The organism is Streptomyces sp. NPDC056948 (assembly GCF_042674225.1).
Taxonomy (GTDB): domain Bacteria; phylum Actinomycetota; class Actinomycetes; order Streptomycetales; family Streptomycetaceae; genus Streptomyces; species Streptomyces purpurascens.
Genome location: NZ_JBHUQX010000062.1, coordinates 1 through 15,098, shown reverse-complemented (window position 1 = coordinate 15,098; position 15,098 = coordinate 1). Strand labels below are relative to the sequence as shown.

The window sequence follows — 15,098 nt, the reverse complement described above, 5'->3', positions numbered from 1 at the left end:
GACCGGGTCATCCGGGGAGCACCGTTCCCTCCAGCAGGCATTCCGCCCGCGGTTCTTCGAAGCTGTGCCCAGCGTGCCCATAAGAGCGGACACCTACGGCAAACAACAGTGCGATCAGATCCGCGCGACGGCGCCTGCACAGCGAATCAATACCGGTCGGCAGCCTTAAGAGGTGGTCTCACGTGGCACGTTTCGCGAGCTTCTTGTAGCAGGTCAGGGCGGCGGCCATGGCCGGGCCTCGGCGCTGCCAGTCGTCGCGGACCACATACGGGATCTTGAGACCACGAGAAAGCCCATGGCAGGCTCATGCCGCATGATCGATGAATTCGCGAGAGACAACCTGCACGGGAGACTGCGGCGGGACCGCGAGGCGCTGCTCTGGAAACTCGACGGCTTGTCCGAATTCGACGCCCGCCGACCTTTGACAGCGACCGGGACCAACCTCCTCGGCCTGGTCAAACACGTGGCCACCGTCGAGGCCAGGTACTTCGGCGAGGTCTTCGACCGCCCTTCCCCGGAACCGCTGCCCCGGTGGCAGGACTCCGACGGCAGCGATCTGTGGGCGACCGAGGACGAGACCCGCGATCAGATCATCGGGCTCTACCGGCGCACGTGGGAACACTCGGACGCGACGATCAACGAGCTTCCCCTCGACGCCCCCGGCCACGTGCCGTGGTGGGCGGAGCCTTATCCCAACACGAACCTGTTCGCCGTCATGGTCCATGTCCTCGGCGAGTCCATCCGGCACGCCGGGCACGCCGATATCCTGCGCGAGGGCCTCGACGGCCGGACCGGGGTGCGCGCCGAAAACGAGCAGCAGATCGACGAGGAAGCCCGTGCGGCTCACTGCGCGAAGATCGAGCAGGCCGCCAGGTCGGCCGCACCAATCAAGGCTTAGAGGTTGTATCACGTGACGTGATGTTCGTGCGGCACGATGCCGGTCGTGGGCGGCTGATCCATCGAAGCGTCCTGATGAACTCCCTGAGCCGGCCGCCCCGTTGCTGCCGTTGTTCGCTGCCCGTGGTCGGCGGGCCGGCCCGAGGGAGGGACGCGGGGCGCGGTCGTGGCATCGGAATCGTCCCGGTGGCGTGCTGCCAGCGGGCGCGAACGGCGCTGATGTCGGCGAGGGCGCGGCGGGCGCCGACGACGAGCTGGAACGGGGTGTTCGCCGGGTCGCCAGCGTACGCCTCGACGCGCCGGCCGGTGTGATCGGCGGTTGCCAGGAGGGAACGCTGCAGGGCGCGCTCGCCCCAGTGCTCCACGGAGTAGACCTCCCGACCCCACCTGGTTCAGGCGTGGTGGAGGCTTTGCGGGAAGTCGAAGAGGTGGTCGGGGTCGTAGTCGTGAGCGATGGAGCGGAGGCGGGGGAGGTTGGGGCCGTAGTAGGCGGTGGGCCAGTCGGGAAGGTCGGGGTCGATGTAGTTGACGTATCCACCACCGATACCCAAAGCGCCGAGTCCGGCGATGATCTCGGCGACATTGCGGGTGACGTCAGGTTCGGAGGCCGTGGTGGCGGAGGCGTAGATCTGGGCTGTGGCGAAGGCGTCGCGGTGCGGGAAGGCGGTCTGGGCGGTGACAGTGTCGGCGACCGCGCCGCCGAGCGGATCGAAGATGAGGCTGGTGCCAGTCCGGCCGGTGAGCAGGCGCGTCAGGGCCTGGGGGTCGGGTGTTGGGGTGGTGAGGATCCGCGAGGAGGCGACGAACGACTCGCGGAGGGGCCTGCCAGAGAAGAAGCGCATGCCGTTGAAATAGTCACGGTCCTGGATGTTGCGACGGGTGGGTACGACGCCTGCGCGGAGAATCAGGTCGTCGAGTAGCGGGTAGCAGGCGGTGCTGGGGCCGACGAAGCAGCCAGCTACCCGGCAGTTGGGCGGGTTGCCACCGGAGATGTTTAGGTTGGCCCACATTTCCCTGGGGGCACCGGCGATCCAGGGCTGCCAGGCGGTGAGGATCTCGGTCACCTTGCCCTCAGGGAAGGTGAGGACGAAGACCGTCAGGGCGGGGGCGGGGTCGGTGGCGAAGGTGAAGCGGGTGACGATGGCGAGGTTGCCCCCTCCGCCACCGCGCAAGGCCCAGAAGAGATCGGGGGTAGCGGCCGCCGTGGCCGTCAGGACGCGGCCGTCGGTGGTGACGGCCTCCGCGGCGGTCAGATGGTCACAGGTCAGGCCGAATTTGCGTTGCAGAACCCCGATCCCGCCTCCGAGGGTGACGCCGGCGATGCCGACGGTGAAGCACGATCCGGCGGGCAGGCAGCGGTTGGCCTGCCCCACGGCGCTGTAGACGGTCCGCAGCGGTGCGCCGGCCCCGACCGTCACGCTGCCGTCCTCGGCGGCGTCGACCTGGGACATCCGGCGCAGGTCGATGACCAGGCCGTCGTGCGGCACCGAATACCCAACGTAGGAGTGGCCGCCGCTGCGCGCCGCCAACGGCACCCGGCCGCCCGCGGCCACCACGGCCTCAGCCACATCCGCCGCGGACGCGCACTGCGCCACCGCGGCCGGAACATGGTCGTCGTGCAGCGGGTTGAAGCCTTTGCGGGCGTCGTCGAATCCCACATCGTCCGGCCGGAGCAACGTCCCCTCGAGCCGCCCGCGCAGGCCCTCCCAGTCCACCGCCGCCGGGTCGTAACTCCCGGCGGCGGGTGCGCCGTCCCAAGAGGGGGTCTCTGCGCCTGTCGGGGCCGAGGAACCGGCCCGCGGTGCGTGGAACACGGAGTCCCGCGCCATGGTCACCATCTCCGCTGCGAAGGAATCGGAACGTCGCGACGCAACGGACGTCATCGGCACCCGGAGCGTCGGAAAGCGGTGCCCTGAATGATGCGGACCATTTCACTCTAATACGGAGCAATCGCCCGCTCCACCGGAGGAAATGCCCCCGCCGCGACGGGTGGCGCGGCAGCGGCGCCCCCCCGCCGCAGCGTGTGCAGGCGGCCGACGCGCCCGCGCGGCCGGCCACCAGAGCCTCGACGGCGGCTGGGGGCTGGTGCGGCTGCTGGGACCCAACGACGCCGTGCACGTCTGGGCCGACTACTGCAGCGCTCGGAGCCAGGCGCAGCGCGAGCAGGAAGACGCCCGCCGCGCCCCGCGCTCACTCCGGAGGAGCGGGCCGCCGAGGACGCCGAGTCGGAGGCCGTCTACCGGGCGGACATGGCCGACGCGGCCCGGGAGCCGTACGACCCGTACGACGGCAAGTACCAGGAAATGGCCTGGGAAGCGCAGGAAGAAGAGCGCTCGGAGGTCGAGGCCAACCCCGACGACTCCGGGGACCCGTACGGCAGCTTTCCCGTATCGGCGACCCAACGCCCGTTCGCGTGCCCGCCGCTGAGTGGACTGTATGGCTTACCGACGATTCAGTGCGATCCCAGTATTGGGCGAAGGTCTACCGACCGACCTCGGCCGGCTGCTGGTTCTGGACGGCGGGCACCGGTGACACGTACACCCAGGACCTGCCGGGCCAATCGTTCGACATCACCGGCGTGCCCAACGGCACCTACCGCATCCAGGTGCTGGCCAACCCCGAGAAGCGGCTGAAGGAAACCAACCTCGACAACAACAGTGCCCTGCGGAAGATCGTGCTCGGCGGCGAGCCGGGGAAGCGGACGGTCACCGTGCCGGCGCATGACCTGGTGAACGCCAACTGACCTCACTGCGCGACGGGAAGACGTCCCCGCTCGGGATCAGGGCGGGGACGCGGTCATGCCGGACGGCACAGAGCGTTTGAGGTTCCCTCACTCCCCCGTGACAAAGCCCACCGCACCCCTTCCATGATCAAAGCGGTGCAAATCAGCCTCTCGGTGATGTGTGCACATCAGCCAGGCATTAGCTTTACGACTTCTTCATCGCTTCATGACCATCTGACCAAGGGTCGTATGCTCACCATGCACATATCGCCACCCGTTCCGGGGGAACGGGACACTTCGCGCACGCTCGGACGCCTGCCCCGCACCATTGCCCTCCTCGCCCTCTCCCTGACTCTGCTGAGTGGGGCCCTCCTGACGACGCCCCGGCCGGCCGTCGCGGCGACACCCGCCGTGGATGCGCCCGCCGGGAAGCTCTCCGCTCCCGACGTGCCTTCGGCCCTCACCGAGGCGAAGCGTTCCGGCAAGCGGGTGGAGGCGCTGTCCGAGCGCACCGAGACGTCCACCACCTGGGTCAATCAGGACGGCTCCCTGACGAGCGAACTCACCGCGGGCCCCGTACGGTTCGACCGGAACGGCAGCTGGGTCACCGTCGACACGGATCTCACCGAACGCCGTGACGGCACCGTAGCGCCCAAGGCGCACCCGGCCTCGCTCACCCTCGCGGGCAAGGGCGGGACACTCGCCTCCTCCCTCGGCGCCACCCGCACGGCGGATGCGCGCGACCTCGTCACCCTCGGCGAGGGCGAGCAGCAGGTCACCCTCCAGTGGAAGGGCGGGCTGCCGCACCCCGAACTGGACGGCAGCCGCGCCACCTACCCCGATGCCGTCCCGGGCGCCGATGTCGTCGTGGAAGCCACCCGTACGGGATTCGAGCAGTACGTCGAGATCAAGCACCGCCCGTCCACGAAGGACTACGGCTACACCCTTCCGCTGCGCGCGGAAGGACTGCGCGCAAAGCAACAGCCGGACGGCAGCGTGCTGTTCACGGACCGCGAGACCGGCCAGGAGCGGGCCGTCATGCCCGCCCCGGTGATGTGGGACGCGACCGTCGACGAACGGTCCGGCGAGCACACCCGCCGCGTGCCGGTGGCGATGCAGGTGAAGCAGCACGACTCCTCGATCGACCTCGTGGTCACGCCGGACGCCGCATTCCTGGCCGACCCCGCGACGCGGTACCCGGTCACGGTCGACCCCTCGACGTCCGTCCTCAGCAACGTCTTCGACACCTACGTCCAGCAGGGAGAAGCCCGCGACTGGTCCACCGACACCGAGCTGGACCTCGGCAACCCGGGCACCAAGAACGCCGACGGCACCCCGCGTACCGCACGGTCCTTCATCACCTGGGGAACGGCCCCGCTCGCTGACGCCCTGGTGACGAACGCCGAGCTCAGTCTGTGGAACTTCCACTCGGGCAACACCGACTGCAAGCCGCAGCCCTGGACGGTCTGGTCGGCCGACAAGGCATCGGTCTCGAGCCGCTGGACGTCCCAGCCCACCCTGCACACCCGGCACGCGACGTCCACCCAGACCAAGGGCAACCCGAAGTGCGGCGCAGCCGGGTGGATCAACGCCGACGTGACCTCACTCGTGCAGACGTGGGCTTCCTCCAAGGCGCCGCAGTCCAGCATGGGCCTGAGGGCCGCCGACGAGTCCGTCGTCGGGCAGTGGAAGCGGGTCAACTCCGCCAACGCCACCAGCAATCCGCCCAAGCTGACGGTCACGTACAACTTCCGTCCGCGGTCGGGCAACAACCGCCAGGCCGGCCCGCCCTTCACCGGGGACGCCTCCGGCACCTGGCAGGTCAACACCACGACGCCGACACTGCGGGACACGTTCTCCGACAAGGACGGCGACCGCGTCACCGGCACCTTCGAGATCGTCGACGCGGCGACCGGTAAGCGGGTGGGTGACTACCTCGTCTCGCCGAAGGTCGACTCCGGGCGCGCCGCGGCCGTGACCGTCCCGGACGGCACGCTCAAGGACGGTGCGACTTACCGGTTCCGCACCAGCCCCTACGACGGCACGCACTACAACCTCGCCTGGTCCGACTGGGCCAGTTTCACGGTCGCCACCGGGCGCCGTCCCGGCGGTCTGCCCGACATGCCGCAGGGGCTGGAGTCCGGAGCCACGCAGTCCCTCACCCCCCTGCTGTCCGGGCTGGTGTCCAGCCCCGAGCAGGGCCGCGTACGAGCCGAGTTCGTCCTGCGCGACGCCGACGGGAAGCAGCTCGCCGGGGTGCAGGTCCCGGAGACCTGGGTGGACAGCGGGCAGCGCGCGGCGGCACGCGTCCCCCAAGGCGCACTGCGCGCGGGGACGCCGTACCTCTGGGCGATGCGTTCCTGCACCGACCGGGGCTGCTCGGCCTGGTCCTACGAGCAGGAGTTCACGGCTACCGACGCGGGCGACCCGAAGGCACCCGACACCACGTCCGTCACGCTCACCGGCCCCTCTCTCGATGACGCCACGGCGCCGGTGGGGACCAAGGCCTGTGCCGACGGCGGCTGCCCCGCCGTCACTGACGGCCGGTTGACGCTGGGCGGAGGCGCCGACAATGAGCGGGCCGCCTGGCTCAAGCCCGACCTCGGCAAGGTGCCGGAGGGCGCCAGGGTGACCCGGGCCCGGCTCGTGCTGACTCCGGCCGAATGCGGGACCGCAACCTGCGCGCAGCGGCCGGTCGAGATGTACCAGCTGTACGACCCTTGGGCCTCTCCGCGCACCGGAACCGGCCTGCTGGATGTGCTGGACGACGCCCCGTTCACCGAATCCGCGCTCGCCGACACCCAGGACCTCGCGCCTCTGGTGCAGTCCTGGATCGACGATCAGGCGGGCGAAGGGTTCGCGGTGCGTCTTCCCGCCGCCGACACCGCGTCGTCCGTCTCCTACCACTCGAGCCGCAGCACGGATGCGGCGAAGCGGCCGCAGCTCGTCATCACCTATGTGGCACCCACCGCGCCCGGAGCCCCGCAGGACCTGCGCGTGACCGCCGGTGACGGTGGACTCCTGGCGACCTGGAACCCGCCGCTGGACCTGGGTTCGTCGGCGGACGGCGCGGAGTACACCGTCGTCGTCACGAAGGCCGACGGCAGCGAAGCCGCCAGGGCCACCACGCGCGACGCGCACATCGTCGTGGACGGACTGAAGAACGGCACCGCCCACCGGGTGACCGTGACGGCGCGTACCCCGCACGGCAGTGGTCCCGGCACGGCGTCGGAAGCACTCGCCCCCGTGGCCGCTCCGGGTGGCGCGGCAACCTACCGGGAGATCGTGCAGCAGTACGTCGATGCCCGGAGCGCTATCCTCACCGACAAGCATCCGACCGCCGCAGCGGCTCTCGCGGCGAGTTCCCGCGGGGCCGCGTTCCAGGACCTGCTCGGCGCCCAGGCCGCGGACCTCGCGGAGGCCAGGGACGTACTGGCCAAGCGCGGTCAGCGCTACACCGAGATGACGACGAAGCTGTCCGACGTCCTGGTCGGGGTCGACGACAGCGGCACGGTGTTCCTGCGCGCGGTCCTCGAGGACTCGGCCGTACTGACGGGCGGAGGCCTGACGGACCCGGGCGACGCGGGTGACCCGAGCGGCTCAGACGGCTCGGGCGGCGAACCGGAGGAGGGACGTCGGGAGCAGCGTTTCACCTTCAGCACCAACAGTGGCGCTCCGATCCTCCACGTCGAGGCGGACGCCCCTGCGGCGGAAACCGTGCTCGCGGCGTCGGCCACGGCCGCCAACGGCCTGGAGACCACCGACGACTCACTGGGTCCCATCAGCGAGGTGCCCGACGAGCCGATCGCGCTCGACGTGGACGGCCTGCCGATCGAGGAACCCGCACCGGCCGTTCAGCAGTCGGCACTGCGCGTCAAGCGCGCCGCCGCGCAGGTGTCCGGCTCCGGAACGGTCAAGTGGGCCTCCCGGAACGTCAGAACCCGCTGGGAGTACGGCCAGGACTGCACCAACTTCGTGTCGAAGGCGCTCTACTACGGCGGCAAGATGAAGACCCGCCACGGCGGGCGCAAGCACGACCGCGCCTGGTGGCAGCAGTACTACCTCTTCGGCAAGATCAAGAACAAGAGCTACACCTGGGCCGCCGCCGAGAACTTCCGCCGGCACATGATCCGCTACCGCGGGGCCAAGCACGTCACGGCTCTCACGGCCAAGCCGGGAGATCTCGTGCTCTTCAAGTGGAAGAAGGAACGGGGTTACAACCACGTGGCCATCGTCGAACGCAAGCGGCACGGACTCCAGTTGCTCCAGCACGGCAGCTCGAACAGGACCAGCCTCGCGGCTGCCATCCTGCGGTACCGCGGCAAGCCCAACTACATCGAGCGGGTCACCATCCTCCGCCCGAAGGCGAGGTCCTGACCATGACACGGAAAACAAGGCTCACCCGCTTCGCACTGTCCGCCGGCGTCGTCGCGGGCGGACTTCTGACGGGCTGCACGTCGGACGACAAGTCCCTGACGTATCAGACCGACTACAGCAATCACCAACCCCTGAAGGTCGTCGGCTACCCCTCCGCGGGAAGCCTCGAGACGGTGCAGAAGGCCGTCTGGCGACTCGCAGACGGTGACACCGACGGGCTGGCGGCACTCGCCGTCGACGACAAGCAGGCCGACGCCACGGCCCGCAACTGGGTCAAGGCCTTCGGCGCCGCCGCCAAGGACGACGTGACCGCGGACTTCTACGACGAGGGTTCCGTGCGACAGGTCGTGGTCCTCTACTTCGCCAAGAGCGGCCAGATCAAGGAGATCGAGGCCCGCATCAGCGAGGACGACTCCTGGGGACTCACTCTCGCCGAGCCCGACCCGGCCGAGGCAAAGGCCAAGCCCACATGGGCCCCGCCGAAGCCGGGCGGCTCCGGTTCCCGCACCTCCGGCGCCCCGACGGAGGACTGACGGGTACCTGCCTCGCTCCACCTCTTGACGACCGCACTCCGATCGACCGGGGTGCGGTCCTCCGCACTGTGCCTTAGACGTCATTTCACTTGGTGAGTCTGCGGTGGCATATGAGGGTCGCGGCGATGGCGGTGAAGGCGAGGAAGTGTTCCGGCTTGCGCTCGTAGCGGCGGTGGAGGCGGCGGCGCCCGGACAGCCAGGACACGGTCCGCTCCACCACCCAGCGGTGCCGGCCTAGCCGCCGGGACGACTCGATGCCCTTGCGGGCAAGGCGGTGCTGGATGCCGCGGGAAGCGAGCCAGCGCCGAAGGTTGCGGTAGTCGTAGCCCTTGTCGCCGTGCAGCTTGGCGCGCCGTCGGCGTCGAGGGCCGCGACGTGAGCGGATGGGCGGGATGCCGCGGACCAGTGGGATGAGAGCCTGGCTGTCGTGGAGGTTGGCTGCGGAGATGCCGATCGCCAGGTGCAGGCCCCGGCGGTCGACGACGAGGTGGATTTTCGATCCCTTCTTGCCACGATCGGTCGGATTCGGTCCCGCCAGCTGCCCTCTTTGAGGGCCCGGACGCTGACCGAGTCGATCGCGCACCGTGACCAGTCCAGCTCGCCCCGGGCACCGAGTTCATCCAGGACCAGGCGGTGAAGTTCGGCCCACACTCCGGCCTCGGTCCACTCGGTGAACCGGCGAAAGGCCGTCACGCCCGACAGCCCGAAGTCTGGCGGCAGTTGATTCCAGGTGCAGCCCGAACGTGGCCACGAAGATGATGGCGGCCAGCACCTCACGGTCCCCTCGCCGCCGGGTGCCCTCCACCCTGAGGACGGACCGGCGCCGGTGGCACCACCCGCTGAAACAACGTCCACAGGCCCTCCGGCACCATCCGCTCGACAAGCGCAGCAGTCATCACCCCAGACTGCCGCAAGATCGAAGCGCATCCGGTTGTGCCCTGACTTGGGCTCGCCGGTTCGCTGGGCAACCGCACATGTCCTGGAGTTCGCAGAGTGGGTCACGGCCCGACATGGACATGGGCTGCCCACAGGGACGGCGTATCGACGTACCTGTCGCGTTGCGCGCGCATCGTGTGATGCAACGCGGTGGCGACCTTGTCGTCTTCGATTCTGTCCGTAAGGTCGAGCAGACTCGCGTAGAAGCGCTCAGAGACCCGGGCGGCCAGCCTGTCGTTCACTTCCCAGAGAGTGCCGATCACGTGGCGGAAGCCGGCGAGTTGGAACGCAGAAGTGAGGTGAATCGCCTCATCCACAAGGCGGAGGTCTGCCGTGAGCGCGGTTCGGCACGCCGAGAGATAGGCCAGCCGAGCGTGGATCAGGCTGGCCGAGGCGAGATCGGCGACGGACATCGGGGTCGTCCGGTGCCCATGGAGCAGTAGGCCACTGCGAGAAGGGTCCGCGGCATCGCTGACAGCGTGGCAGGCGAAATGTGCGATGGAGCAGTCGGCCAGGTGAGCAAAGACATTGGCCGCGGTGGCTACTGCATCGTGTGTGTGCTCCGCGCTGGTACCTGGATCGTCGGTGAGGACGACGTGCTGAGGCAGTCGCCTTTTGAGGTTCTCGACTTCGCTGCGTACGTAGGGCAGCGGGTGAGCCCCGGTTGTGCTCGCCATGGCCACGATCAGAGCTTTTCCAGGAGGAGCCGTTGGTGGGGTCGCTCGTCGCGCGTGGCTCAGGGCGCGGATCGTTGGAGTGTAGGAGGAGATGACGCGATCCATGGCGGTGTGGCCGGTCCTTTGTCGGTGGCGGCCGGCAGCGTGGATAGGCAGTAGACCGAGCGGGCCTGCGAGGACCCACCAAATCCGCGGCAAAGCCGCTCCCTCCGACGGTGATCCGAGGATCTCCAGCCGTTCGAGGACAGGTGCGGCAGCCGCTTCCCACAGCCATTCCAGGACATCGTGCAGCGCATCCTGCGCACGGTTCTGTTCGTCTTGCCCAAGGCCGGGATCGTGGACGTCAGCAAGCGATGTGTGGAACTGGAAGAGCTTTTCGCTGACCTTTTCCACAGTGAGCGAGGGCAGTTCGATGCTGGTGATTCCTTGTGTCCGCACGAGAATGGCGTCGCTGCGGTGCGGGCTGACGTTGAGTACCGCGATGGGACCGTGGTACGCCTCCTGCACGAGTTGTTCTGTCTCGGGCGGGAGATGGAAGGTGTGGAAGCCGTCGAGCCCGCGAATCTCGCCGACGGTTTCGGCGAACTGAGCAGAGAGCCCGTGCCGGTCGAGGAGCACGTGTGTCGGTGAGTTCGTTGCCGACGCCGTGCTGCCGAAGTGCGTGGGTTCCCCGGAGGCGTGCAGCTGGTCGCGCAACTCTGCATAGCGGGCCGCCAGAGCGGGATGTCGCTGCCGCAGGTCCGTCAGGTCGCTTCGGGTGTCGAGAGTCTGACTGAGCAGCACCGTTCTGCCTTGCTCCAGCAGCCCCAGTGCGCGGGCGGCGCCGGCTTGACCATGGGCGGCCAGGGCGAGCGCAGCGGCATCGCCAGCCAGTCCCGAGAGGCTTCTCAGGGCGTGCTGCTGGTCGACACGAGTGAGTCGCCGCGGGACGGCGTCCGGAAGCAGACGCACGGCGTTCTCCAGGAGCTCGGCGGCGTAACGGGTGTCGCCCCGGTCCTGGGCCAGTTTTGCGGCCGAACCTGCTGCGTTGATCCTCCAGGCCGGGGCGCCGACGGTGTTCGATGCGGCGGCGAAAGCCTCTGTCGCCGCGTCCAAGTCCGCGGGGTCCGCGCTTTCCTGGGCACGTATCTGGAGAGCGCGCCCCAGGTTGTACTGGTGGACGACCCGGTAGGGATCGGTTTCGGTTCCGGCCTGCACTGCCGCTCGGGCCGTTTCCACTGCCGCGTCCAGGCTGCCGGACTCCCCGCCGGTGCGCTGGTGCTGGAGGCGGAGGGTGTCGCTGAGGTTGGAAAGGCACAGCACGTGGAGGGGGTGGCCGGGAGGCGCCGCGCGAAGGGCCTGGCGGCAGATGTCGACCAGCTCCTCCAGATCGGACGGCCGGCTGGTGGGTGTTTCGGCCCGATGGCCGACAGCGGCGGCCAGGGCGGAAAGGTGCATGGCCCGGTTGGTATCACCGTCGGGGGTGAGGCCGACGGCCTGCCGGCCGGTCTCGATCGCTTCGTCCAGGTCCGCCGGATCACCGAAGCGCTCGAAGCGCCTCCTCAGAGCCCCGCTCAAGTTGGACCAGAACACACTCGCCTGCGGCCCGGCCCCGCTCGGCGGCGTGACACTCCGGACGGCCTCGCGAAGGTGCTCGATCGCTTCGTGGAGGTCGGCCTGCGCGCCGGTGCGTACGAACCGGTCACCGAGCGCTGCCCCCAGGTTGGAGAGACATGCCGCTCGACCGGAGTCCTCACGGGGGATCAGGCTCACCGCCTCGCGCAGCAGGGGAACGGCCTCGTCGAGGAGTTCCTGCCGGCCGGTGATGCCGAACTGGTTCCGCAGGGATGCTCCCAGATTCGTCAGGACAGCTGCCCGGAAGAGGGCGTCCTCGGGGGCGGCCTCCAGCGCGCTACGGCTCACCGCGACGGCCTCGTGGAGATACCCGGGCTCCCCGGTACGTTCGAAGCGTTCCCGCAGGAGCATGCCGAGGTTGCCCAGCAGCCTGGCCCGCGCTGGATCGCCGTTGTCGAGGTGTGCGGGGTGCACTGCCAGCGCATGCGCCTCAATGGCCTCGTTGAGGTTCTCGGCCGTCGCGCTTCTGCGGAACTGGTCCAGCAGGCAGTCCGCTAGGTGGGCCCGGTACATCGGCCGGCCCGGGTCGTCGGGATGCGCAGTCCGTACGGCTTGGCGGAAGACGGTGACTGCCTCGCCGAGTGGGTCCCGGCTGTCCGTGTCCTCGTGCCGTGCCTGCATTGCCTCGCCCAGGGCGTGCAGGTATCCCGCCCGGTTGCGATCCTCGGAGGAGACCTGCTGCACGGCTTCCCGGGCGACGGTGATCGCTGCCTCGAGATCGGGCTTGCGTCCCTCCTTTTTGAATCGCAGCAGCAGGGCTTCACTGAGTTTGGCCAAGCTGAAGGCACGGGATGCGCCGACCATGGGGGGCGTGGCTTCCACAATGCGGCCCCACAGGCCCGGAACGACGGCGCACAAATCGGGGCCCGCCTCTTCCCGCATCTTCTGGAGCATAGCCAGCGCGACGGGGACGGCGGCACGGGCGATCAGAGGCAGCAGGAGCTCGGGCAGCGGTATGCCGCCCGCCACGAAGCACGGCACAAGGACCTGTACCGCTGCCTCGATTTCCTCGTCGTTCGGGCGACCCTCGCGCTGCAGTGCCCACGACCTGTACCAGTACAGGGAACCGAGCGTGGTTCTCGGGTCACCGACCTCATTGTCCCGCAAGGCTTCTGCGAGTCGGCGGGCATCGGCCAGCGCCTCCGGTTCCAGTACCGCCGACAGGTCGCTCTCCGTCTCGAATCGGCGGACACGCGCGGCAACGGCCGCAGCGGGATCCTCCCGCATGCTTCTCCCTCCGCACACTCAGCAGAAGAACGTTAGTACCTTGGTAGGCGAACCAGGATCTCTCAGCCGACTTGGGTCGCCACCGGTCAATTTCGGTCACCTGTGTACAGGCGGCGGTGCATGATGAAGCATCCACAACCGAATGCAGGCACTGTCACAGCCAGCGTCAGCACGACCGGCGAGGCCCTGCCGGTGACTGCGTACATGAGTACGGTGACGGCCAGCCAGCCTGCGGCGGCGCCGACCAAGCCGGCGAACACAGCGCCGGCTCGCCTCCGTCCGCGGCCCTGTCCAGCAGTCTGCGACGGGACAACGAGCCACAGCACCATGCTGCCCAACAGGAGGGCGGCCGCGCCGAGCAGTGCGATGAGGGCGGGAATCGCGGGACGGGGTAGCAGGGGAATCCGGTACTCGAAGGTCTGCGCGGCGGCCAGGACCATCAGCACGGCGCCGAGAAGAGCCGTCTGCATCAGATTCGTCTCGTTCTGCCGCCGCTGGAGGGCGTCGGCCCGGTCCTGGACGATCTCCCGGCGCCGCTGCACGGCATGCTCCGCCTCGGCCGCCACAGCCGCCAGCGCATCTCGTGCGCGTTCCCGGTCCGCTTCCAGGTAGACCAGTTCGTCGGCCAGGTGCTGGACGAATCGGCCGGCCAGAGCGATGTCCTCCGCGAACACGCCGGGCCCATCGGCGGACACCCCGGCATCGTCCCTCAGGACACGGATATTGGCCTCGGCGATCTGTGCGGTGGCGCGCATCTCCCTCAAGCGGGTGATCCGTTGGGTGAGCCCGGCGGAGCCGGCGGTCAGCGCCAGCAGCCGGTTGCGCCACAAAGCCAATTCGTCGCCGCGTGCGTCCGGCTGTGACTCGTCGACCGTCGGGGACCGATCCAGAACCGCCAGCGCGGCGTCCACGATCGCTCCCACGTCGGAGCCCGGATCCCTGTCGTGCGTCGCGCGCACCCTGATCTCATAGCGGAGCTTGGCCGCGTTGGCGAGATACCGGACGAACGCCGGCGGTGCGCTGCCCCCCTGGCTCCAGAGCCAGCGCTCGACTTCTTGCGGCTCGCTCCCACGGTCGACGGCAACAGCGACGAACCGGCGTAGCTGTCGGGTCTCGGAGGTGTCACCCGTCTCCCACACGGTGACCGGCGGGCGGACCACGTCGACACCGTGCCCCAGACGCGGCAGCGGATCGACAGAAGACAGCCCCGACAGGATCGACTCCTCCATCAGCTGGGTGTTCACGGGGGACCCGTCATCCGCGGCACAGTAGGCGACAAGGAGCCGGGCCTCGCCGACGGCCCACTCTCCCGTCGTGCCGACGACTTGCGCCCATCGCCGGTCCCATTCCGCCCACGACGCCTCGGCAGCCGCGGCGGGCGAGAGCGCCACCGACAGGCACAACAGGTCATGCTGTCGTCGCAGGATCGCCTGCGACAAACCGTCGCGGCTGCGCCGCGCCCCCAGTCCTGCAGTCGCAGGCAGACCCGCCAGCTCTTCGGGGAGCACGTCGGGCAGTCCGGTCGCCGCTACGGGAAGCGTCATACCGAGATCCGTCCCGAACGCCTCCCACGCCCCGCGCAGCCGCCGGTACGACACAGCAGCACGCCGTCCGGTCGTGGCGGTGAACAAATGGACGACCAGGGACTGGTCAGTGAGGGTCGTCACCGGTCGGCTCACCCTCCACGCGATCGCCATCCCCGGCTTCGCTGCGCAACGCGTGTACCAGCCGGTTGGCTCGTTCCAGCACGTCGTGCGGTGCGGGCTCGCCCTCCTCGCCGAGCGGTGTTCGGATCCTGACGGGCGTCGCAAGCTCCAGCTGTCCCGTCGCGGCATTCAGAACGTCCGCGTTCCCCGACCCAATCGCGCTCTCCATCCGGTCCAGCGCACGCCTCACACGTTCCCACCCCGTCGCCGTCAGCACCAGACCGGTGATCCCGGCCACCGCCTCTGCGGCTTCGTCGTAGTCCTCGGCACTGCTCGCCGCGACAGCCCCTTGTTCCGGCAATTCCATACCTCCAGAGGGTAATTGAGCGGGAGGCGGGCACTGTCGGCTTCCCGAGCGGATGGTGCCGGAGGGCCTGTGGACGTTGTTTCAGCGGGTGGTGCCACCGGC

At 69.1% G+C, this 15,098-nt stretch carries 8 protein-coding genes and 3 pseudogenes; 5 read left to right on the top strand and 6 right to left on the bottom strand.

The annotated features are described in order from the left end of the window. Nucleotides 1-313: 313 nt before the first annotated feature. A complete protein-coding gene (locus ACFTZL_RS10920) occupies nt 314-898 on the top strand; it encodes a DinB family protein (protein WP_382580314.1) in 585 nt (194 codons plus the stop codon). Between the two features lie 121 nt (nt 899-1,019). Here ACFTZL_RS10920 and ACFTZL_RS10915 read toward each other — a convergent pair. After that, nucleotides 1,020-1,265: pseudogene (locus tag ACFTZL_RS10915) on the bottom strand (replicative DNA helicase); the annotation flags it as partial. Nucleotides 1,266-1,289: 24 nt separating this feature from the next. Beyond that, a complete protein-coding gene (locus tag ACFTZL_RS10910; RefSeq protein ID WP_382580290.1) occupies nt 1,290-2,726 on the bottom strand; it encodes an FAD-binding oxidoreductase in 1,437 nt (478 codons plus the stop codon). Between ACFTZL_RS10910 and ACFTZL_RS10905 the strand changes: the two genes are divergently transcribed. The 4 genes and pseudogenes from ACFTZL_RS10905 (at nt 2,642) to ACFTZL_RS10890 (ending at nt 8,529) form a co-directional block, all read left to right on the top strand. After that, nucleotides 2,642-3,640, top strand: coding sequence for a lysyl oxidase family protein (locus ACFTZL_RS10905; protein WP_382580288.1), 999 nt, complete (start codon nt 2,642-2,644; stop codon nt 3,638-3,640). The genes ACFTZL_RS10910 and ACFTZL_RS10905 overlap by 85 nt on opposite strands. Nucleotides 3,641-3,877: 237 nt before the next feature. Further along, nucleotides 3,878-5,713 (top strand): annotated as a pseudogene (locus ACFTZL_RS10900) (DNRLRE domain-containing protein); the annotation flags it as partial. 27 nt (nt 5,714-5,740) lie between these two features. Next, complete coding sequence (locus tag ACFTZL_RS10895) at nt 5,741-7,996, top strand: amidase domain-containing protein (protein ID WP_382580312.1); 2,256 nt, start codon at nt 5,741-5,743, stop codon at nt 7,994-7,996. Between the two features lie 2 nt (nt 7,997-7,998). Beyond that, a complete protein-coding gene (locus ACFTZL_RS10890; protein WP_382580286.1) occupies nt 7,999-8,529 on the top strand; it encodes a hypothetical protein in 531 nt (176 codons plus the stop codon). An 85-nt stretch (nt 8,530-8,614) separates the two neighbouring features. On the opposite strand, the pseudogene ACFTZL_RS10885 reads toward ACFTZL_RS10890, so the two are convergent. The 4 genes and pseudogenes from ACFTZL_RS10885 to ACFTZL_RS10870 all read right to left on the bottom strand — a co-directional run bounded on the left by ACFTZL_RS10885 (nt 8,615) and on the right by ACFTZL_RS10870 (nt 14,996). Next, nucleotides 8,615-9,425, bottom strand: a pseudogene (locus ACFTZL_RS10885) (IS5 family transposase). A 102-nt stretch (nt 9,426-9,527) separates the two neighbouring features. Further along, entirely contained in the window at nt 9,528-12,983 is a 3,456-nt protein-coding gene (locus ACFTZL_RS10880) for a CHAT domain-containing protein (RefSeq protein ID WP_382580284.1), read from the bottom strand. Between the two features lie 86 nt (nt 12,984-13,069). Further along, on the bottom strand, nt 13,070-14,650 hold the full coding sequence (locus ACFTZL_RS10875; RefSeq protein ID WP_382580282.1) for a CATRA conflict system CASPASE/TPR repeat-associated protein: 1,581 nt from the start codon (nt 14,648-14,650) through the stop codon (nt 13,070-13,072). Continuing rightward, complete coding sequence (locus tag ACFTZL_RS10870; protein ID WP_382580280.1) at nt 14,634-14,996, bottom strand: CATRA system-associated protein; 363 nt, start codon at nt 14,994-14,996, stop codon at nt 14,634-14,636. Before ACFTZL_RS10870 ends, ACFTZL_RS10875 begins: the two co-directional genes overlap by 17 nt. Between the last annotated feature and the right edge of the window lie 102 nt (nt 14,997-15,098).